The following is a 20,387-nucleotide window of genomic DNA, read 5'->3' as shown; positions in this document are numbered from 1 at the left end:
TAGTAAACGTATTAAGCTTATTTACGCATTTCGTCCCCTTTGCAGGCCAGGGAGATGATTACTCTTCCTAATCGTGGCGTTCCCATGTAGGGGCAAGCCCTTGTGGTTGCCCATGGGTGAGGAGCACCATCAAAGCTTCTACCCTGTAGCAAACCAACCTAATTCTTGATGCGGCCTTATCATCCCCCTACCCCCTTCAAAGGGGGACGGAATGCGTGGTTATAATTGCCTCGGTTGTTGGTGTTATCACCAATAACCGAGGCAATTATAACCACCAGTAGAGATTGGCCCTACTTTTTTACTTGGCCTGCTGATTGGCCTGCAGGTACCGTTCGAAGAACTCGTAGGTGCGGAGCATCTGGTCTATGCGTTGGCGGTTGTTGCCGGCACGGGTGATCTCGTGGGTGGCGCCGGGGTGACGGACGTACTCCACGGGGCGGTTCAGGACTTTGAGGCTTTTGTAGAGCATTTCGCTTTGGATAACACCGGTACGCAGGTCATTCTCGCCGTGGAAGATGATGAGCGGGGTGGTGATGTTCTGCACGTAGGTCAGCGGGGATTCGCTCTGGATGATGGCTTTATGAGCCTCTTCCCACGGATAACCGCCGAAGTAATTAGGAACCAGACGCCAAGCGTTGCCTTCCCCGAAGAACGTACTCAAGTCATACACGCCGCGTTGCGAGCAGGCTGCTTTGAACCGTTTGTCATGGCCCAGAATCCAGGAAACCAGGTAGCCGCCGTAAGAACCACCCGTGATGGCCAGGCGCGAAGTATCGGCCCAGCCTTGGGCCACGGTTTTATCAAGGGCGGTAAGCACATCGCTGGCTGGACCAGCACCCCAGTCTTTGATATTGGCGCGCATGAACTCTTCGCCGTATCCGCCGGAGCCACGTGGGTTAGCGTACACCACCCCGTAGCCTCTGGAAGCGAAGTACTGGTACTCATGCCACATGCTGTTCTCGCCGGGACCCCACATGGCGGTTGGGCCACCGTGAATCTCCAGCAGCAGCGGGTATTTCTGACCTTCCGTAAAGTTGGTGGGCTTCATCACCCAGTACTCTACGGTCTGCCCTTTGTCATTGGTGAAGGTGAATTTCTCGGGTTTGCTCAGTTTCTTTTGGCTCACCCAATCCTGGTTAAAGGAAGTAAGCCGGTGCGGTTTCTTGCCATCAGCGGATGCTGCGTACAGTTCATTTGGGTTGGCGATCTCGGTGAGCACGTAAGCCATATGGCCCTTCTTCACATCAAAGGAACCCACGCCTTTGGTGATATCGGTGAGCGATTCAACTTTGCGTTTCTTCACATCGGCGCGGTTCAGAAGCACGCCGCCGTTGGAGGGGGAGGTGAAGTAGACGTATTTCTCCTGGTCATCCCAGGTAAGATTGCTTTTGTTGCGGTCATAGGCGATGGTTACCAGATCAGTGGCTTTTCCGCCTACTGGCAGCAGTCCCAGGGCCGGGATGTTAACCTGGTTGGATGAGCTGTACTGGAAAGCAATCCATTTGCCCGAGGGCGATACGGTAGCACCGGAATAGGACATGCCTTTTTTGCCCAGGAGCAGTTTCAGGCCGGTTCCGTCTGTGTTCACTTGGTAAATGGAGTTTTCCTGCGAACGGGTGGGGTTCTCAGTTTCATCGGCATCGGCGTCAAAGATGACCTGTTTACCGTTGGGCAGGAAGTTGGCGTTGCTGCTGGACACGAAGCCCGGCGTAAGGTCTTTGGGCGTGGCACCGGGTTTGGCGTCTATGATAAAGATGTGCGATAGGTTGAGCGCCGAGGACGTGGTTGACTCTTCCTGGAAGCGCAGTTGGTTGATGACCTTGGCTTTCTGGTCTTTCTCGTTCTGGTCCAGATACCCCCTGATCTCCGCCAAGGTGCCGTCTGGGTTAGGCTTGGCGGTGTTGCTGCGCAGGTTCTCGTTCTGAAAGAAGCCCGGTTTTTCATAAGACCACTTGGGCAATTCGCGCGAAGGATTGAGGGTGGAATCGGTGAGGAGCTCATTGAGGGCAATGCCCGAGGTGAAGAGCAACTGCTGTCCGTTAGGACTCCACCGCGGCTGACTGGCGCCATACTTAAACTTGGTCAGCTGCAGGGGCTCGCCGCCTGCGAAAGAAAGCAGAAAGATCTGCGGCTTGCTATCTACCACGCGCACAAAAGCCAGCTGCTTGCCATCGGGGCTCCAGGTGGGCTGGGTGGCATTGCTGTTGCCGTAGGTTAACTGGCGGGCCTGCTGGCTCCCGTTCGTGGGCTGCAGGTGTAGCTGGGTGTTGTAGCGGAAGTCGTTTTTCTTCTCGGGGTCTGGTTCAATTGAGGTCACGGTAAAGGCCACCTGCTTGCCATCAGGTGAGAGCGCCACCGCACCTACCTGTTTGATTTTAAGGAGATCGGTGACCTGAACCAGGTCTTTGTTTTGCTGGGCCTGCACCCAGGCAATGCTCGCCCACCAGAAAAGCAGGAAAGCCGTAAGTTGTTTGTTCATAAGCGTGGTGAAAGGAATGGGAATAGCATTGAAACAGTTAAGTCACTGCCTTAAAGCTAAAAATTTATTCCTTCATGCCCGCAGGGATTTTGCGGTAAGCTTATTCAATGGAGTTTTTTGGTGTAATGGGGAGCCGTTTTAAGGCTGATTTCTTGGTTTTGAGGTGAATATTTGAAAGTTCACAACTTAAATGTTTGGGCTCTTGCAATTCCAATTATCACATATTTCGTCCCCCTTTGAAGGGGGTAGGGGGATGACAACTCTTGCTGATCCGTTTTTCCCTCTCCTCTGGTTCAAGTTTTCAACTTGGACCTACCATGGTCTGCAGTTTGCAACTGCAGTGAGGCGACAGCCTCAAAGTTCTGTACTTGACTGGTATTTCACAGCTTCTTCCTTTCACTTTCCCTTATCCGGGATTCTCCCCTTGAGGGGAGATAAAGAGGGGTGTTTACATCTGCCGGTCATGGCGTTCCCATTGGTTCCTTGCTTGCAGTTACTTTCTATTTCCTTCCTTGCCAAGCCTCAAGGCTGTAGCCGCGATCTGCGGGCGTTTGTCACTTTTCTCCTTGATGAGAAAAGTAACCAAAAGAATCAAGAAGCCTTAAACTCGCTGACGCTCGGACAGTGAGGCTTCAGTAAAGGTACCACCCCGCCAGCGTCCTCTGTTGCATAGTACACGCAGGCCATTACAGCTTGAACTGTCCCGCTTGCGGCGGGCCTGACCTCGGCCTCACTGTAGGCCTACGCCCCGTCCCGCCGCAGGATGCAGATGGTTATGGTGACTGCTCGGATTATCTGATTATGTAGAGACAAGGCATGCCTTGTCTCCAACGGGTCCTCCGCAAAAACCGGCAGCTATTGGAAATAACTGTCACTACCTGAAAGGGCACCCACAAGAGGTGCCCCTACATTTCTTTCCGTTCTCTCGCAACCTCGCCTGTCGTTATTGGTGTTATCACCAACAACCAAAACTACACCTCAACTGCATCCTAATGCATTCCAGAATTCCCCTCCTCGGAGGTAAAGTGGTGGGTTAACATTTCCCCATGCATTTTTAGTGTTTTCACCAACAACCCAGACTGTGGTGAAAAGCGCAAGGGCAACCACAAGGGATTGCCCCTACAATCACAAACAGTAGGGTTTACCGCTCCTGGGCTATCTTCTGCAGGATCTCTTCGTCTGAGGTGGCTTCCAGCCAGTTGCTGGGCAGGTCCAGCCGCACGGTTTGGGCCTGGCCGCTGGGGGTGCAGACTACGGTGACGGTGCCTTCTTCGGATTCTGAGAGTTCAGTTGCTTTTTCGGCGGCATCGCCTTGTAAACCGGCGTAGGCCTGTACGCAGGTCCAGGTGAGGTTGTCTTGATCGGTTACTTCCCGTTGTGTCATGTCAATGAGATTTATGAATGGATTTGGGATGTAACGGATGCGGTTACTAAAGGATCATGCTTTTCTGGTTTTCGGGCTAATTTTATGAAAACACCGCTGAAACGGGTTCCTTTTGCATTGTTGCCTCCTTTGTATATTCTTCGGCCAAACGGTTGATTACACTTTCCATCTGCTGCAGGAACAGGTGCACGTGGTAGCCATCGGCGAGGGCGTGGTGCAGGGAAACACTCATGGGGAGCGTTACTTTGCCCGGTTGTACCTCTAACTGCCCGAAAGCGATTTTTGGAACTCCGGTTTCCTGGGGATTTACCGAGTAGGCGTGTTCTATGCCGGCAGATTTAAACCAGGGCAGGGTAGTGAGGTGCAGCAGATCTGGGCCCTGGTGGCCGATGAAGAGTTGCTTTCCAGCCTGGGCGGCTAAAATGAGGGCCCGGGAGTGGGTGCAGAACTCCGGCAGGGTGGACTGGTGGGGCAAACTCACGAAGGAGATGGAGTGGTCGTGCCGGAGGACGGTGGTTGACAGGTCCAGGCCCTCGTAGAGTACCACGTCATCGTTCTCCAGGCGCAGCCGGAAACTCTCGGTGGCGCGGGCGGCTTCCAGGGTGGCGTACAGGTAACCCAGAAACACGGAGAGGTTCTGTTCCTTGCACAGGTGATACAGGTGGGTAATGTCTACCTGGGTGTGTACGTTGAAAAACGGTTGGGTAAAGGTTTTGAAGAAGCGGAACTGCTCTTCGCGGGCCCAGCCCTCTACCGGGAAGGGTTGTTTATTATATTTCGAAGTCATAGGTTTCAATTCTCTTTTCTATTTTCTGACGGTCTATGGAGGCTACCAGGGTGCCTTTCACCTGGATGAGGTTTTCTTCCTCCAGCTGGCGTAGCAAGCGGTTCAGGTTTCTTTGGGAGGTGCCCAGCAGCTCGGTGAGCAGTGGTTTGGAGATCTGTAGTTCATTGAGCCGGGAAAGCTCGCGTAGTACAATGAGCAGGGTAAAGTACAGCCGGTTGGTGTTCTGGATGGAGCTCTGCAGCGAGGTGTTGAGCATTTTGGAGGCCATGGAGCGGTGCATGAGCAGGTTGAATTCCTCTTCCCGGGCCAGCATCTTCAGGAACACATCACTGTTGATATGGTAAAACCGGCACGCAGTAAGTGCCTGCACCGTGCAGAAATGGGGCATGTGCATGAGTGCCTCCACATCGCCCTCCACCTCGCCGGGGCCAAATACGCCAAGGGTGAATACCTGGCCGGCGGCTGTGGTTCTGGTCACTTTTACCAATCCCGAGGTTAAAATGTAAACCCCTTTGGGGGCGGTGCCCTGTTTCAAAAGAACATCCTGCGCCGCAAGTTGAACTTCCCTGATCTGGTATTGCGCCAGCAACGCTCCGTTCCCATGCAGGAACGAGGTGATCTTGGTGCGGTATTCGGTATAGAAATGCTCTTCCATGTCACAAACCTACGGCCTTCTGGCAACGCAGGAAAGGACATTTGTCTCCAATAGAAATCCTGTGCAAAATGAATTCTGAGATTTACCTGAGTAACCAAGTGTTCGGGCCAACTCTGAAAAAGAAAAATGCCGAAATCAAACGATTCCGGCATTTGCAGGTGAGGTCTGTTTTACCTTCGTTTTTATGAAATCAGGATCAAAACAGCTGATGCTTCATCTTGATGCTATTACTCGGCAGAAGGCTGAGCGGCGCAGGTGCCGTCCCCGAAGTTAATGGTGCTTTTCTGGCCGGTGGTCATCTGGATCAACACCTTGCCTTGCACCGGTCTCATATTAGCCGGCGCGGCGCAGGATCTCTTAAGTAAAACGGGGGCCAGGAGTGAAGCCTGGAAAGCACCGTCTTGTTTGAGGCAGCTGTATTCGGCATCATAGAGTTCCACCACATCGTCTGAGTAGTCATGTACGCTTCCGGCGCCTTCTTTCAGGTGCGTCACGCGGTTGAAGGAGTAGCTGAAGGACTTGCCGGAGGCGGGAATTACCTGGGCGTTGCTGCTCACCAAACGGAGGGCAGCAGCTTTGCCGGGTACCTGTATCACCTGGAAGGCGAAGGCTCCTTCCAATGTTGTGCCGTTCACCTTATAATCGTCCAGGAAAATGACGCCCTCCAAATTGGTTTTGTTGCTGGTGAACATTGAAATCTTGCCGGTTCGGGTTTTTCCGTCCACACAGGTTGAACCGGAGAATGTGAAGGTAGTTTCCAGCCCATCGGGGTCAGTTTCGTTCTGCACCTGGGAACACGATAGAAAATTGCTGCCGTTCGCATGAGTGCCTCGGGCCAGCAGTTCCACTTCTGAGGCAATCTGTTCTATCTGTAGCATAGACTGGCCCCATTCGTCAATGGTCTTGCCGGGTTGGGGCTGGGGTTGCTCGGGGTTATCCTCTGAGCACGAAAAGGTAAACAGGGCCAGGGCCAGGAAAGCAAGGGATTTTGCAAGCGTTTTCATAAGAGTAGATTGTTTTACAGTCTTTGGTGAATGACACCCCATCTGTTGGGTATCTGAATTTTCTACTCTAGACAGGCGCTTGCAGGCCTGCCCCTATGAGGAAATTGGTTTTCCGGCTGTAAGGAGATTTCTCTGGAGTAAAGCCGGAAAAAGCCGCGCCCAAACAGAACAGCCTTGCAGGCAACTGTTTGGGCGCAGTTAGACTTCTTAATAGATTGAAAATGATCTGTTTACCGGAAGGTCAGAGATCTTTAGACAGTTAGATCTGACAAGGGAATAAAGAGAATCCTCGTTTAGGAACTGTTTCAGGGAAATCAGCTTTAAAAGAGAATAAGGACTTTAGGTTTCTTCCGGAGGCACAGATGAAGTCAGGCTTTGAGCCAGGCCACGGCGGTACGTTCATCGGTGAATTCCTGGTACTGCACTGAGTAGGTTAATTCATGGATCAGTTCCTCGCTGAGCAGGTGGGTGCGCCTTTCTTTCTCGCGGTCCATGGAAGCCAGGCGCGCTACTTTCTTTACCCGGGTTTGCCTTAGATCAAGGCTGAACTGGTGGGCCACCTGCTTTTGCTCTTTCTCTGTGACTTCCACTTTGTTTTGCCGGCCGTCTATCAGAAGTTTCTTGATGTCATAGTGCTTGAGGGTGTCTATGACCTTCTTGAGGGAGTGGTTTATCTCTGATAAGGCAAAGCCGTTCAGGTCGGGCCAAGCCATGGAGAGGATATCCGTGGTTACGTCATAATGTAACTCAACCAAACTATCTTTGAGGACCAACATACGCTTACGATTTGGAACGCCCGGAACTACTTACTAAATATAATTAATTTTCGGGGCAAAGTCCAGTTCAGGTGCCTAAATCCATTGTCTTAGAAACATGATCACTATCTACCACAACAATCGCTGCAGCAAAAGCCGCCAGGCCCTGGAACTGCTACAGAACACCGGCCAGGAAATAAAAGTGGTTCCTTACCTCTCAGAAACGCCCACGGTGGAAGAACTTCGGGCAATTTTGGCCAAGCTCCAGGCCGGGCCCGAGGATATTATCCGAAAAGGAGAGAAGCTCTACAAAGAGGTTTATGCCGGCCAGCATCTCACCCAGGAAGAGTGGCTACAGGTGCTGACAGAGAACCCGGTGCTCATAGAACGCCCCATTGTGGTGAACGGAGACAAAGCCGTAGTAGGCCGCCCGCCCGAGAACGTGCTGACTATTCTGTAAGCCCCGGGGCAATGGCCGGGGCTTCATCGGTGGCCGGAATCAGCGTTTGCGGCCCCGTGCCCGGCGAAACCTGTAGGTCATGGCGCGACAGGGACCGCACGGCCAGAATCACACTGACCACGGTGAACACAGCACCGGTCAGGAAAGGTGCGCCGGGGAAGTACACCGGGGCTTGCCGGCTGGTGAAGTAGGCGAAAAGATTCGTCATGAGGGGTGGGCCCACAATGGAGGTGGCACTCACCAGGCTGGTAAGACCGCCCTGCAGCTCGCCCTGCTCATTGGGCGGCACCTGCGTGGAGATGATCCCCTGGATGGCCGGACCCGCAATTCCGCCCAGGCAGTACGGCACCAGAAAGGCAAACATCATCCATTCCTGGGTGGCGAAGGCCAGCAGCAGAAAGCCCAGGGCATACAAGGCCAGCCCGTAGTACACCGATTTCTTAGGTCCCAGCGCCGGATTGATGTACCTGATGAGCCCGCCCTGCACAATGGCCACCATGAGGCCCACAAAGCCCAGGGAGTAACCCACCCAGGCCTCGTTCCACTTGAATTTCTCCATGGTGTAGTAAGACCAGGTGCTCTGGGTGGCGTGCGCCGCGATGTACACAAAAATGAGGGAACCCACCAAGCCGGCGATAATAGGGTAGCGCTTTAGCTGCAGGAGAGAGCCCACCGGGTTGGCGCGCTTCAATTCAAACGGCCGGCGGTGCTCCTGCGCCAGCGATTCTGGCAAGATAAAGAAACCATACAGCCAGTTCAGCAGCGTAATGGCCGCCGCGGCGTAGAACGGCACCCGCGCGCCAAACTGCCCCAACACCCCACCAATCACAGGCCCAATGATAAAGCCCAACCCAAAGGCCGCGCCCACCATGCCAAAGTTTTGGGCCCTTTTCTCAGGCGTACTGATGTCTGCGATGTAGGCGGTGGCGGTGGTCATGCTGGCACCGGTAATGCCCGCAATAATCCGGCCCACGAAAAGCCAGCCTATGTTGGGGGCCAAGGCCAACAGAATATAGTCTATCCCAAACCCGAACAGTGAGAACAGCAGCACCGGTCTCCGGCCGAACCTATCAGAAAGGTTACCCAATACTGGCGAGAACAGGAACTGCGTGATGGAGTAGGCAAACATGAGCCATCCGCCGTAGAGCGAGGCCTCACTCAGGCTCCCGTGGATCAATTCACTGATCAGCTTGGGCAGCACCGGAATGATAATCCCGAACCCGATGACATCAATAAGCAATGTCACAAAGATGAACCCTAGAGCTGCTTTGCGTTGACCTTTCATTTTGAAGCTGTTTTTTAGAAATGGCGCCAAAGATATGATTTTACACCTTCACAGGGAAATGATCTTGGTAATGCATGTAAACCGGCCTTCTACAGATAATTGATAAATATGATTTAACGACGAAATAAATACATTTATCTTCTTTTAAGGGGTGTTTGGCTAAAATGGTAAGTGTCAATGAATTAAACCGCCATCTTTGGTGCTGTATACAAAATATTATAAAAAATAATAGAATATGAAAAAGATTTACGCCACCCTGCTCTTAACATTCACTCTCCTGGGAAGCACTGTTGCCGGAACCATGCCTTCAACAGCAAGCAACACTGCTCGTGATATCGCTAATGCTTTGAATTTGAATGAGTACCACTACCTGAAAATCAGGAACTTGGAGCTTTCCCGTATACAGGAAGTGTCTGCCCCCAATGCTGATGTGGCGGCCATTAACAAAAAGTACGCGGCGGCCCTGTTAGAAGTCTTAGGCACCAATAAGCAGAAGGCTTTTGAGGCCTTCGGGAAAGATCACCCTTCGGTGCAGATTGCCCAGGTGCAGTAGAAGTTTTTCGCCTCTTTTTCCAGACCTGCTCCAAAAGAGCAGGTCTTTTTTTGCCATGCAGGGACTATCCTGAGGATTAGAGGAATTCCTGGTTGGGTTGAAAGTTTGTCTTTTAATTGGACTGCAGAAGCCACTGCAGGGCGTAAGGCTCAGAATGGAAAGTCTCCAGCACAAAGGAAGCCGCTAATTCCTGCTTTAACTCAGCTGTCATGTTTGCCGACCTTATCTCGTGCGAAGTGGTTTGCGTGCCCACCCGCGCAATTCTTTGCAGCCTTGATTTATTCAGATCGGTGAAGAACTGGGCTACCAAGTCGCGGTAAATGGTATCATCCATGTCATGGAGAAGAGTGTTGCTGCTGTTGAGCAGAAGCTTCTTCACATCATAGCTCAGGATGTAAGAGGCAATGGTATCAAGGGAGCGCTTGAGTTCAGTAACGCCAATATGATGTGCGTCTGGCAGTGTGACATGCAGCACATCGGTGGCAGGGTTGTAGTCTAATTGAATCAGACCATTCTGATATAAGATCATGGAAGCAATTTGGGGCAGCAAAGTTACTGGAATCTACCGCAAAATGATAAGCTTCTTACCCTTAAAATCACTATGAAATTGGAACGGACCAGAGGTAGGGAGTGAGGTAAATTTTTGCCTATTTCCTGGTCCAAGCGTTTAAGGCCTTGTTTTGCGAAAAGGGACATAAAAGAGAAATCAGCTATGCCTGTAAACGCAAAATCCCCGCTCTACCGGACAGGCCGAGCAAGGGACTTTTTACATTGCTGCAATGTTTAGAGAGAGTCAATCCATGATTTAAGCTCATGTTTGGCTTTCCCTATCTTTTGCTGGAGCTTGCCCAGCCACTCATCTTCCTGACCTTCGTCATAAGTGAGATCGTCATCGGAAAGATCGCCATAGGCTTGTTTCATTTTACCTTTGACCTCATTCCAGTTACCTCGGGTTCTATATTCAGCTTCGTGCATGGTCCTCAGTATTTAAATGGTTACATATAGGTATGTAAGTATATACGCGAATTACCAGGTCAGGGTTGATGTAGCTACCTTAATATAGGTTGATGATGGCTCCTTTTGAGGTGCTTTTCTGAAAATAGCCTCGAAACAGAAGAACTTGGGTTTGGATTGTTTCAGGAGAATTTTGCTACAATCCTTTCAGAAACTCCCGTAATGAGGCCGGAGACTTGAAATCTGTGAGGGCGTAGTCAAGGTGCTGGATTTCTTCCCGAAGTCCCTTTTTGGCACTCCTGAACTTGGCCTCCATCTGCTTGGGCGTACCGCCGAACTCTTTGTAGAGCTGCGCGTCTGCCCCCATGTAGTAGTTGCTGTGCTCGTCTTCCATCTCCTGAATCTGCTCCTGCAGCAGGTGCACGTAATAGGTGAGTTGGTCTTCGGGAACCTGGGCCAGCAATTGTTCCTGCTCGTGCATGAATTCCATCTGCAGCCGCAGCAGTTCAAAGAAATCATCCTGGTGGTAGGCGATGGTCACCTTTTTCATGGCCTCTTCTTTCCAGACGCGGGCGGCGGCATCGCGTTCCCGGTCTGGGTGAAGCAGTTTGGCCAAGGTAGTATACAGGCGGCGGCTGGCCTTGCTGATACTTTCCAATTGCGCCTTCAGCTTGGCTTCCTTGGCCTGCTGCGCCTTTGATTTCTGCCGATGGCTGCGCTGGGCCTCGCGTCTTTCCTGCTCTTCCTGCATCTGCTGGTCTAGCCGGGCCTGGAACGCCTCCAGGTTGGAAAGGTCCTCCAGGTTCACGTCCAGCCCCAGCACATTCTTAAGCAGGTTCTGGGTTTCTGCTTGGGTGACGTTGGCGTCTTTCTCTGGGGTAGTTATGGGTGTGGTGTAACGCTGCAGCAACTCGGCCAACTCCTGCGCGTCATAGTGGTGTACCAGCGTAGAAGCCTGTTCTATAATAAAGGTGGCCAGCTTTTCCTTTTCCAGCTGCGGAAAATTCTCCTGGTGGTATGCCTCGTCCAGCAACTGCACCAAAGCCACCCGCCGCTGCACCATTTCCCGCATCAAGGGCTGAATCTCTTTCTGCACCCGCGCCCGCGCCACTTCTGTAATCCTGGCCCTTTCTGCCAACTGGGCTTTCAGTTGGTCAATGGTCTGGATGCTGGCGTTAAACTGTTGCTGCAGCTGGGAGAGGGAGACTTTTTCCTGCGGGGTGAATTGGGGGAGGTGGTCAGGTGTGGACATGGGGTTTGTAAACGATGCTGAAGTGATAGTAGATTGATGTTTTGTTTACGGAAGGTTGATGCAGGGGCTTTTGCCTTTCTTATACGCGTAGTCTGTTTGTGCTGGCGTGGCGCCGCTGTTTGCGTGGGTTCATAAACTGAATTGTTGCATTGCTGGGCTCCGTGCGCTCACGGCCGCGAGGCCCCGCCTTCCGGCCTCGCGCTACGCCAGCTTCCTTTGCTCCCTGGCGGTCGCAATGCCTTCGGCACCGGACCTGACAAGGCGCTCCACCGAAAGGCTGGAATAGGGAATGCCCCAGCTGAAACGCCCCAGACCTCACAGGTTTTCAAAACCTGTGAGGTCTTCTCTGCACAGGACGGTCTCCCTTGTAGAGATGCAATAAATTGCGTCATCACCCATTGCTGAAGAGATTCTCCCCTTAAGGATTGCCCAAACAAGAGTTTGAGGCAGCGAGCGCAGCTCTGATGAAGGGTGTTTACACCTGCCGGTCACGGGTGTTCCAGAGCCATCAACGTAGACACTCGCAGGTCTTCCGGACGCTACGAGGTCATTGGAGCGCGGAATAGAGGCAAAAACTCCCCTCCTGATTTAGGAGGGGTGCCCGGAGAGCGGGGTGGTGCAAAGAACTTACGCCTTCACCGGTATTTGCTTCAGAGTCTCCAGCAGGAAACGCCAGTATTTCTGTACGGAGCTGATCTGGACTTTCTCGTCGGGGGAGTGGGCGCCGGTGATGTTGGGGCCGAAGGAGATCATTTCCATTTGTGGGTAATGGGTGCCTAGGATACCGCATTCCAGGCCGGCGTGGCAGGCGTTCACGTGGGGTTGCTCCTGGAACAGCTCCTGGTACAGGTGGGTCATGGTCTTCACAATGGTGGCCTCGGGGTTAGGGGTCCAGCCGGGGTAAGAGCCCTTCTGGGTTACGCTGGCGCCGGCCAGTTCAAAGGTGCTCTGGATGGCCTGTGCCAAGTCGGTTTTCTCGGTGTCCACAGAGGAACGGGTGAGGCACTGGATAGAGTACGAACCGTCTTTTACCAGCACGCGGGCCAGGTTATTGGAGGTCTGCACCAAACCCTGTATAGCCGGACTCATGCGGTAAATGCCGTTGGGGCAGGCGTACAGTGCGCGGAGCAACTGGTTCTGGAAATCGTAGGAAATTGCGAAAGAGGGCAGGTCAATAGGCTCGGCCTGAACCAGCAGGTTAGGATCAGTAAGGGTGTATTCTTCCTGCAGGATTTCGGCCTGTTTTAAAATAAACTGCTCAAAAACCTCGGCTTTGGCTTCTGGTACGGCCACCTCGGAGAATGACTCGCGGGGGATGGCGTTACGCAGGCTTCCGCCGTCAATGCTGTATACCCGGGCGTTGAATTTAGCCGCCGCCTGGTACAAAATGCGGTTCATCAATTTATTGGCGTTGCCACGGCCCAGGTGGATGTCCATACCCGAGTGGCCGCCGGTAAGGCCTGTGATGCTGATGCGGTACGCCGCGAAGTCAAACGGAATGTGCTCCTCGTTGTAAGAGCCGGTGGCAGTTACATCCACCCCGCCCGCGCAGCCGATGGTGAGTTCGCGATCATCCTCGGTGTCCAGGTTGAGCAGGATAGAGCCGGTGAGCAGTCCGCCCTTCAGGCCCATGGCGCCGGTCATGCCAGTTTCCTCGTCAATGGTGAACAAGCATTCCAGCGGCGGGTGTGCAATATTCCTGGAAGTAAGCAGCGCCATGAGCGTGGCAACCCCAATGCCGTTATCGGCACCCAGGGTGGTGCCTTTGGCTTTGACCCAATCGCCGTCTACGTACATGTCAATGCCCTGGCTGTTGAAATCAAACTCTGTATCAGCGTTTTTCTGGTGCACCATGTCCAGATGGCTTTGCAACACCACGGTCTGGCGGTCTTCCATGCCCGGCGAGGCCGGTTTACGGATGATGACGTTGCCTACCTCATCGGTGATGGTGTCAAATCCCTGGCTGTTCCCGAAGTCTTGGATGAACTTGATCACACGCTCTTCTTTTTTTGACGGACGGGGAACGGCGTTCAGCGCCGCAAAATGCTGCCACAGGGCTTTAGGTTCTAAAGATTCTATCTGGGTGCTCATAAATTAATCATTGATGATTATCCCCGAGGGAAGTATGGAAGCTTCGGCGGGTAGAGGTTGGGGTTCTTGTCTGTAGGGTAAAGGTAATAAACTGAACGGACTACAGACAAGGCAGGTTTTGCCTAACTGCGGCTTATTTATAGGCAGTTTTTGGGAAAATGCGCTTAAAACAGACCGTATAAGTCCTCGGCCACTAGGGCCAGATTCTTCTTTTGCGGGAACAAGTTGGCCTTTCAGGAGTAAAACACAGTTTGTATTTGTGTGAAAATTAACCTAAAGTGCCATGGCAAGACAAATGAAGGCGGCATTCTACGAGGCGTTTGGCGGCCCCGAAAAAATAAAAGTAGAAGAATTGGAAATACCAGAGTTAAAAGAGGGCGAAGTGCTGGTGCGCGTAAAGGCCGCCGCTGTGAACCCCGTTGACAACGCCGTGATGGCCGGCTGGCTGAGCAGTTTTTTACCCGTGCAATTTCCGGCTATCCCGGGTTGGGATGTGGCCGGCGTGGTGGAAGACCGCGCATACAGTGCCCGCCGGTTCAACGTGGGTGATGAGGTGTACGCCTACGCCCGGCGGCCCGTGGTGCAGCAGGGTACCTTCGCGGAGTACATCGTGATACCCGAGAGTTACCTGGCTCGCAAACCCAAAAGCCTGAGTTTTGAGGAAGCCGCCGGGATTCCGCTGGTGGGGTTAACGGCTTACCAATCCATGTTTGACGCCGGAAACCTGCAGGCTGGACAGACTGTGCTCATCCTGGGCGCCTCCGGCGGAATCGGGAACCTGGGTATTCAACTGGCCAAGTGGAAAGGCGCCACCGTCATTGGCGTAGCCAGCCAGAAAAACCACCCGTTCATGCAGGAACTTGGCGCCGACCATACCATCAATTATAATGGCACGCACGTAGGAGAAGCCGTGAAAGAACTCTTCCCAGACGGGGTGGACCTCATCTTTGATGCCGCTAGCGGCGACACTCTTCAACAAAGTCTCATCGCTCTGAAACCCGGCGGCAAGCTGGTTTCCATCCTGAACAGGGGCGAAAACCTGGACAAGAGCATTGATTTCCAGTACCTCTTCGTGGAACCCAACTCCGCCCAACTGGAGCACCTTCGGGAACTAGCTGATGCCGGGCACCTGAAAGTACATGTGAGCGAAACCTATTCCCTGGACCAGGCTGGGGAGGCACTGCAGAAGATTGCCAACCACCACACCACCGGTAAAATAGTAGTGGTGCCGTAATTGATGTTTGCTTTAGGCCTGTTTTGGATAAATTGGGCCCAAAGCAGCACCAAAGCCCAAATGCTTTTTTGAAGATTCTTCCCTCATGGGGAGAATCTTCTCTTAGGAACTGCCTGCCGGGTTCCATTCCCTAAACCATCAATTGTTCACCAAGCGGTACTGCTCTGGGTTGTAGCGTTCGCCCACGTGCGGGTACTGTTTCAGGAGGTCTTCCAGGGCTTTGATGTCTGAAATGGTGAGTTGCACATCTACGGCGGCGGCGTTTTCCTCCAGGTATTTTCTGCGCTTGGTGCCAGGGATAGGGATGATGGCCTCGCTTTGCGCCAGGACCCAGGCCAGCGCCAGTTGGGCCGGGGTACAGTTCTTGCCCGCTGCGAATTCCGCAAAGGCTTGGGCCAGTTTCTGGTTGTTGTCCCAGTTGTCCTGGTTCTTGAAGCGGGGCAGGGACTTGCGCATGTCACCCTCGGGAAGGCTTCCCACATCCACGGTATTGGTCACCAGGCCGCGTACCAACGGACTGAAGGGTACAAACGCAATATCCAGTTCCTGGCACAGCGGGATGATCTCCTGCTCAGCGTCGCGGGTGAGGAGCGAGTACTCAGACTGCACGGCCGCGATGGGGTGTACCGCATGCGCCTTCCGGATGGAGGTCGACGAGGCTTCGGACAATCCCAGGTAGCGCACTTTCCCGGCCTGCACCAGTTCGGCCATGGCGCCTACCATTTCCTCCACGGGCACGTTGGGGTCCACCCGGTGGGCGTAGTATAGGTCAATGACGTCTACCTTCAGGCGTTTGAGGCTGCCTTCCACGGCGGTGCGCATGTAGGCCGGCGAGCCGTCAAAGGTGGTGCTGCCATCTTCGTGGTTCCGGAACCCGAATTTGGTGGCGATGAATACCTTGTCGCGGTTGGGCACCAGCACTTTGGAAATGAGCTTCTCGTTGTGGTGCGGACCATAGACATCGGCGGTGTCCCAGAAGTTGATGCCCAGTTCCAGCGCCCGGTGCAGGGTGGCAATTGATTCGTCATCATCGCGGGTTCCGTAGGCCTGGCTCATGCCCATGCAACCCAACCCGATTGCCGACAATCTTTCTCCGGTGTTACCTAATCCTCTATAAACCATAACAGTGCTGTTTTAAGCTTGAAATTAGAAAATCTTGTGTACGCCCTTGGTGCCAATTTGGCCAACCGAAATCCCGATTAAGAAGGTTGCTTTGTGCTCTGCTCAGGGATATCGGTTCTGAAAGGCCACTCGCGGTTCAGTTTCGCCTTGATGAAGTACACCACCGTGCCCAGTGAGATCACCACAAGCCCCGAGATGACCATGGTGGTACCCGTGGAAAGCAGAATGGCCGCCCACATGAGCAGGGCAATGATCACCGGCAGCGGGAACAGCGGCATCTTGTAAGGGAAATCCTCTTTGGGGCGGTTTTTCCTCAGCAGCAACAAGCCCACGCCCTGCCCAATAAACTGAATGAGAATCCGCATGGCCAGGATTGCGCTGATGACATCGCTCAACCGGAACAGCATGCTGAACACAAACGCCACGGCGCCCAGGAACAGCAAAGAGACGTGCGGAAAATGCTTGGTGGGATGCAGTCGCGCAAAGACCTTGAAGAAAGCGCCATCGGCCGCGGCCGCGTACGGAATACGCGTGTAGCCCAAGGTAGCAGAGAAAACCGAGGCGAAGGCCACCCACAGAATTAGGATGGTAACCACGGTGGCGGCGGTGTTCCCGGCAAGGCGCTGGATGAAAAGGCTTACCACAAACTCACTTTCCTTCGCTTCCTGCCACGGCACCACGCTCACCACACTGATGTTCATGAGCAGGTACAGCGCCGCGATGCCCGCAATGGAATAGAACATGCTGCGCGGGATGTTTTTGACCGGATCTTTGATTTCGGCACCTAAATGGCAGATATTGTAGTAGCCCAGGTAACTGTACACCGTCTTCACGCTCGCAAACCCAATGGCCGCCACAAAGCCGTAGTTCACCGTAAGGCCCGCGTTCATGTCTCGCAAAGGCTGCAGGAAATTGCCGCTCGTGAGCCCGCCCAGGATAATCCAGCCCATGGTGAGCAGCACGCCCACCCACAGCAGCACGCTGATCTTGCCAATAGCCTCGATCTTCCGGTAGAGCAGCACCACAATGAGCACCACCACCGCCCCGCTCACCAGTTTGGAAGTGATGTCCGTTAACGGCACTAGGTACGAGAAATAAGACGCAAACCCGATGGCCGCCGAGGCAATCACCAGCGGCGCCTGGATCATGGTCTGCCACACAAACAGGAAACTCATAAATCGGCCCGCACCCCGCTCGCCGTAAGCCTCCTTCAGGAAATTATAGCTGCCGCCTGCCCGCGGGAAGGCCGCCCCTAGCTCACTCCAGATCATGGCATCCACAATGGAGAGCACCGCCCCAGCCACCCAGGCATACAGAAAGTATGGGCCGTTCATCATGCCGATGACCATGGGCAGCGTGATAAACGGCCCAATGCCCACCATGTCAATCATGTTAATGGCGGTGGCCTGTGCCAGCCCCAGGCGGCGTTCTAAGTGAGGTGCAGACATGTAAACGTAGAATCAGGTAAGAGGAATTCAGGTGCCTAAAGATGCACATTTTACGGGCCACCCGCACAGTTTGTCTGGTTTCTGGCAGGAAAGCATGTTGTGTTTAGAGGCTGATTTTTGGGAAATGACCTTTAAACAAAATCCACCTGCCGCAAGTTTGCCCCCACCTGCCGCAAGTTTGAGTGCAGCGGTAACTTGTGGCTTTACATGGCAGCCAGTTTGTAACTGGCGTTTTCCAAAAGCCGATGTTGAAAGGCCAGTTGCAAACTGGCACCAAAGTTCCCACAAGTTACCGCTGCGCTCAAACTTGCGGGAGAGGAGTGAAATAGAAAGGGCTGAAACGCTTCCTGTTTTAAGGCTGATTTTCAGAAAACGAGCCTAAAACGGAAGACAGCTTTGCGCTTTCTGAAACTCCCTTATCTTTGAGAACCTAATCAGTACTAAAACGCTTTAGCAACTTCCGCCACCAACATGAGAAAACCTTTGCTTCTGGCTTTTTTGCTCTGCCAGTTCACTGCCTTCGCCCAAAAGCCCAGATTTGATTTGGTCCAGTGGGTGAACCCCATCATCGGGACGCACAAGATGGGCCACACGTATCCCGGGGCTACGGCGCCCTTCGGGATGGTGCAGCTCTCGCCCGATACCGATACCATTCCCTACGAGGTGAACGGCGGCTACAACAAAGACGTGTACAAGTACTGCGCCGGCTACCAGTACGATGACCCTACCATTGTGGGCTTCAGCCACACGCACTTCAGCGGCACCGGCCACTCAGACCTCGGCGATTTCCTCCTCATGCCCACCACCGGCAAACTGCAGCTGAACCCTGGCACCGAGGCCAAACCGGAGAGCGGCTATCGGTCCAAATTCTCGCACAACAACGAGCGCGCAGAAGCCGCTTATTACAGCGTGAAACTGGACGACCACAACATCAGGGCGGAGCTCACTGCCACGAACCGCGTGGGCATGCACCAGTACACGTTCCCCAAATCAGACGAGGCGCACATCATCCTGGACCTGATGCACGGCATCTACAACTACGAAGACAAAAACGCCTGGACCTTCCTGAGGATAGAAAACGATACGCTCATCACCGGTTACCGCCAGACGAACGGCTGGGCCCGCACGCGCACAGTGTATTTCGCCATGTCGTTTTCGAAGCCTTTTACCCAATACGGCAACAAAGACTACAGCAAAGCCCAGGTGTACCGCGGCTTCTGGCGAAAGTTTGACCAAAGCAAGAACTTCCCCGAGATGGCCGGCAAACAGCTCCGTGCCTATTTCGATTTCAAGACCACCGAAGGGGAGAAGATTAAGGTGAAATTCGCGCTCTCGCCGGTGAGTACCGAGGGCGCCCTCGCCAACATGCGCGCCGAGATTCCGCACTGGGATTTTGACCGCGTGAAAGATGAAAGCCAGGCCCAGTGGAACCAGGAACTGGGCAAAGTGCGCGCCACCCTCGCCACCAAAGACGACTACATCAACTTCTACACCGCACTGTACCACACGTTCCTGGGACCCACCACATACATGGACGTGAACGGCCAGTACCGCGGCCTGGACCAGAACAACCACCAAGCGAAGAACTTCACCAACTACACCACTTTTTCGCTCTGGGATACCTACCGCGCCCTGCACCCCTGGTTCAACGTGGTGCAACCCAAACGCAACGCCGATATGGTGGAGTCCATGCTGGCGCACTATGACCAGAGCGTGCACAACATGCTGCCCGTGTGGTCGCATCACGCCAACGAAAACTGGTGCATGATTGGCTACCACAGCGTCTCCGTAATCTCAGATGCGATTATGAAAGGCACCTACACCGGCGATGCCAACCGCGCGCTGGATGCCTGCGTGGCCACCGCCCGCCAAGGGTATTACGATGGCCTGAACTTCTACATGCAACTGGGCTACGTGCCCGAAGACAAGAACAGCTCCTCGGTTTCCAAGACGCTGGAGTACGCTTATGACGATTGGTGCATCGCGCAGATTGCGCATAAACTGAACCGTCAGGACATTTACCAGGAATTCAGCAAACGCGCCCAGAACTGGAAGAACGTGTATGACAAGAGCATCGGGTACATGCGGCCCAAGTTGAGCAACGGCACCTTCAAGAAGGAGTTTGATGTGCTGAGCACCCACAACCAGGGCTTTATTGAAGGCAACGCCTGGAACTACAGCCTTTACGTGCCGCAAGCTCCCGCTGAGATGATTCAAACCATGGGTGGCAACGCCAAATTCGTGCCCCACCTGGACTCGCTCTTCACCATGCACTTACCGGATGAGTTTTTCAAAGACACCGAGGACATTACCCGCGAAGGCATCATAGGCAACTACGTGCACGGCAACGAGCCTGCCCACCACGTAGCCTACCTCTACAACTGGACGAACCAACCCTGGAAAACCCAAGAACGTGTGCGCATGATCCTGAAAAAGCAGTACCAGGCAGCCCCCGATGGTCTGGGCGGCAACGATGACTGCGGCCAGATGAGCGCCTGGTACCTGTTCAGCTCACTAGGGTTCTACCCGGTAGCACCTGGTTCTGAGCAGTATTCTTTGGGAAGCCCGGCCGTGAAAGATGCCACCATTCAACTGGAAAACGGCAAGACTTTCCAGATAGAGGCCAAAAACCAGAGCGAGAAGAACGTCTACGTGCAGAAAGTAGAGCTGAACGGCAAAACTTTATCCCAACCTGTTTTGAACCACTCAGACCTGGTGAAAGGCGGTAAGCTAACGTTCTACATGAGCAGCAAGCCAAAGAAGTAAGGAACCTTCTTTTAATAAGAATTTTCTGAAATCTGTTTAGGGCCTGTTTCCTGGAATACAGGCCCTAAACAGATTTTTTTACTTACAGACCGCCTGTTTTCTTTTATAAGGATAAATAAAAAGAACAGAAAAGTTTTGTTTTGATACCGATTGGTATA

The 20,387-nt window shown here is 53.4% G+C and carries 17 protein-coding genes; 4 read left to right on the top strand and 13 right to left on the bottom strand.

Annotation, left to right across the window (positions count from 1 at the left end; genetic code table 11):
• Positions 1-298 precede the first annotated feature (298 nt).
• The 6 genes from J3P35_RS16930 to J3P35_RS16905 all read right to left on the bottom strand — a co-directional run bounded on the left by J3P35_RS16930 (position 299) and on the right by J3P35_RS16905 (position 7,085).
• Positions 299-2,479 carry a S9 family peptidase gene (locus J3P35_RS16930; RefSeq protein WP_210465856.1) on the bottom strand — a complete coding sequence of 727 codons (2,181 nt, stop codon included), beginning with the start codon at positions 2,477-2,479 and terminating at the stop codon, positions 299-301.
• A 1,141-nt stretch (positions 2,480-3,620) separates the two neighbouring features.
• Positions 3,621-3,863, bottom strand: a complete 243-nt coding sequence (locus J3P35_RS16925; protein WP_210465855.1) for a hypothetical protein — start codon at positions 3,861-3,863, stop codon at positions 3,621-3,623.
• An 82-nt stretch (positions 3,864-3,945) separates the two neighbouring features.
• A complete protein-coding gene (locus tag J3P35_RS16920) occupies positions 3,946-4,650 on the bottom strand; it encodes a CatA-like O-acetyltransferase (RefSeq protein ID WP_210465854.1) in 705 nt (234 codons plus the stop codon).
• Complete coding sequence (locus tag J3P35_RS16915; protein WP_210465853.1) at positions 4,634-5,305, bottom strand: Crp/Fnr family transcriptional regulator; 672 nt, start codon at positions 5,303-5,305, stop codon at positions 4,634-4,636. Before J3P35_RS16915 ends, J3P35_RS16920 begins: the two co-directional genes overlap by 17 nt.
• Positions 5,306-5,532: 227 nt before the next feature.
• Positions 5,533-6,309: a hypothetical protein gene (locus tag J3P35_RS16910; protein ID WP_210465852.1), complete on the bottom strand. Its 777-nt coding sequence runs from the start codon at positions 6,307-6,309 to the stop codon at positions 5,533-5,535.
• A 368-nt stretch (positions 6,310-6,677) separates the two neighbouring features.
• Positions 6,678-7,085: a hypothetical protein gene (locus tag J3P35_RS16905; protein ID WP_210465851.1), complete on the bottom strand. Its 408-nt coding sequence runs from the start codon at positions 7,083-7,085 to the stop codon at positions 6,678-6,680.
• A 97-nt stretch (positions 7,086-7,182) separates the two neighbouring features.
• Between J3P35_RS16905 and arsC the strand changes: the two genes are divergently transcribed.
• Positions 7,183-7,524 (top strand): arsenate reductase (glutaredoxin), encoded by a 342-nt coding sequence (gene arsC / locus J3P35_RS16900; RefSeq protein WP_210465850.1) that lies wholly within the window; start codon positions 7,183-7,185, stop codon positions 7,522-7,524.
• Here arsC and J3P35_RS16895 read toward each other — a convergent pair.
• A complete protein-coding gene (locus J3P35_RS16895) occupies positions 7,514-8,809 on the bottom strand; it encodes a TCR/Tet family MFS transporter (RefSeq protein WP_210465849.1) in 1,296 nt (431 codons plus the stop codon). The genes arsC and J3P35_RS16895 overlap by 11 nt on opposite strands.
• A 235-nt stretch (positions 8,810-9,044) precedes the next feature.
• Here J3P35_RS16895 and J3P35_RS16890 point away from each other — a divergent pair, with 235 nt between their 5' ends.
• Entirely contained in the window at positions 9,045-9,362 is a 318-nt protein-coding gene (locus J3P35_RS16890) for a hypothetical protein (protein WP_210465848.1), read from the top strand.
• Between the two features lie 112 nt (positions 9,363-9,474).
• Here J3P35_RS16890 and J3P35_RS16885 read toward each other — a convergent pair whose 3' ends face one another.
• The 4 genes from J3P35_RS16885 to J3P35_RS16870 form a co-directional block, all read right to left on the bottom strand.
• Entirely contained in the window at positions 9,475-9,891 is a 417-nt protein-coding gene (locus J3P35_RS16885; RefSeq protein ID WP_210465847.1) for a hypothetical protein, read from the bottom strand.
• 254 nt (positions 9,892-10,145) lie between these two features.
• The gene (locus tag J3P35_RS16880) at positions 10,146-10,337 is read right to left on the bottom strand and encodes a CsbD family protein (RefSeq protein WP_210465846.1); all 192 of its coding nucleotides are present in this window, start codon (positions 10,335-10,337) and stop codon (positions 10,146-10,148) included.
• Positions 10,338-10,512: 175 nt separating this feature from the next.
• Positions 10,513-11,568 (bottom strand): J domain-containing protein, encoded by a 1,056-nt coding sequence (locus J3P35_RS16875; RefSeq protein ID WP_210465845.1) that lies wholly within the window; start codon positions 11,566-11,568, stop codon positions 10,513-10,515.
• Between the two features lie 627 nt (positions 11,569-12,195).
• Positions 12,196-13,659 (bottom strand): aminoacyl-histidine dipeptidase, encoded by a 1,464-nt coding sequence (locus J3P35_RS16870; RefSeq protein ID WP_210465844.1) that lies wholly within the window; start codon positions 13,657-13,659, stop codon positions 12,196-12,198.
• A gap of 283 nt (positions 13,660-13,942) precedes the next feature.
• Between J3P35_RS16870 and J3P35_RS16865 the strand changes: the two genes are divergently transcribed.
• Positions 13,943-14,893 carry an NADP-dependent oxidoreductase gene (locus tag J3P35_RS16865; RefSeq protein ID WP_210465843.1) on the top strand — a complete coding sequence of 317 codons (951 nt, stop codon included), beginning with the start codon at positions 13,943-13,945 and terminating at the stop codon, positions 14,891-14,893.
• A gap of 138 nt (positions 14,894-15,031) precedes the next feature.
• Here the strand turns inward: J3P35_RS16865 and J3P35_RS16860 are convergent, their stop codons facing one another.
• On the bottom strand, positions 15,032-16,015 hold the full coding sequence (locus J3P35_RS16860) for an aldo/keto reductase (protein WP_210465842.1): 984 nt from the start codon (positions 16,013-16,015) through the stop codon (positions 15,032-15,034).
• Positions 16,016-16,092: 77 nt separating this feature from the next.
• The gene (locus J3P35_RS16855; RefSeq protein WP_210465841.1) at positions 16,093-17,463 is read right to left on the bottom strand and encodes an APC family permease; all 1,371 of its coding nucleotides are present in this window, start codon (positions 17,461-17,463) and stop codon (positions 16,093-16,095) included.
• 471 nt (positions 17,464-17,934) lie between these two features.
• Here J3P35_RS16855 and J3P35_RS16850 point away from each other — a divergent pair, with 471 nt between their 5' ends.
• Entirely contained in the window at positions 17,935-20,229 is a 2,295-nt protein-coding gene (locus tag J3P35_RS16850; protein ID WP_210465840.1) for a GH92 family glycosyl hydrolase, read from the top strand.
• The last annotated feature ends 158 nt before the right edge of the window (positions 20,230-20,387 follow it).

Origin of the sequence: Rufibacter roseolus, assembly GCF_017916365.1 — a bacterium.
In the GTDB taxonomy this organism is placed as follows: Bacteria; Bacteroidota; Bacteroidia; order Cytophagales; family Hymenobacteraceae; genus Nibribacter; species Nibribacter roseolus.
The sequence above is the reverse complement of the archived record's forward strand: the minus strand, read 5'-3'. Positions and strand labels throughout refer to the sequence as shown.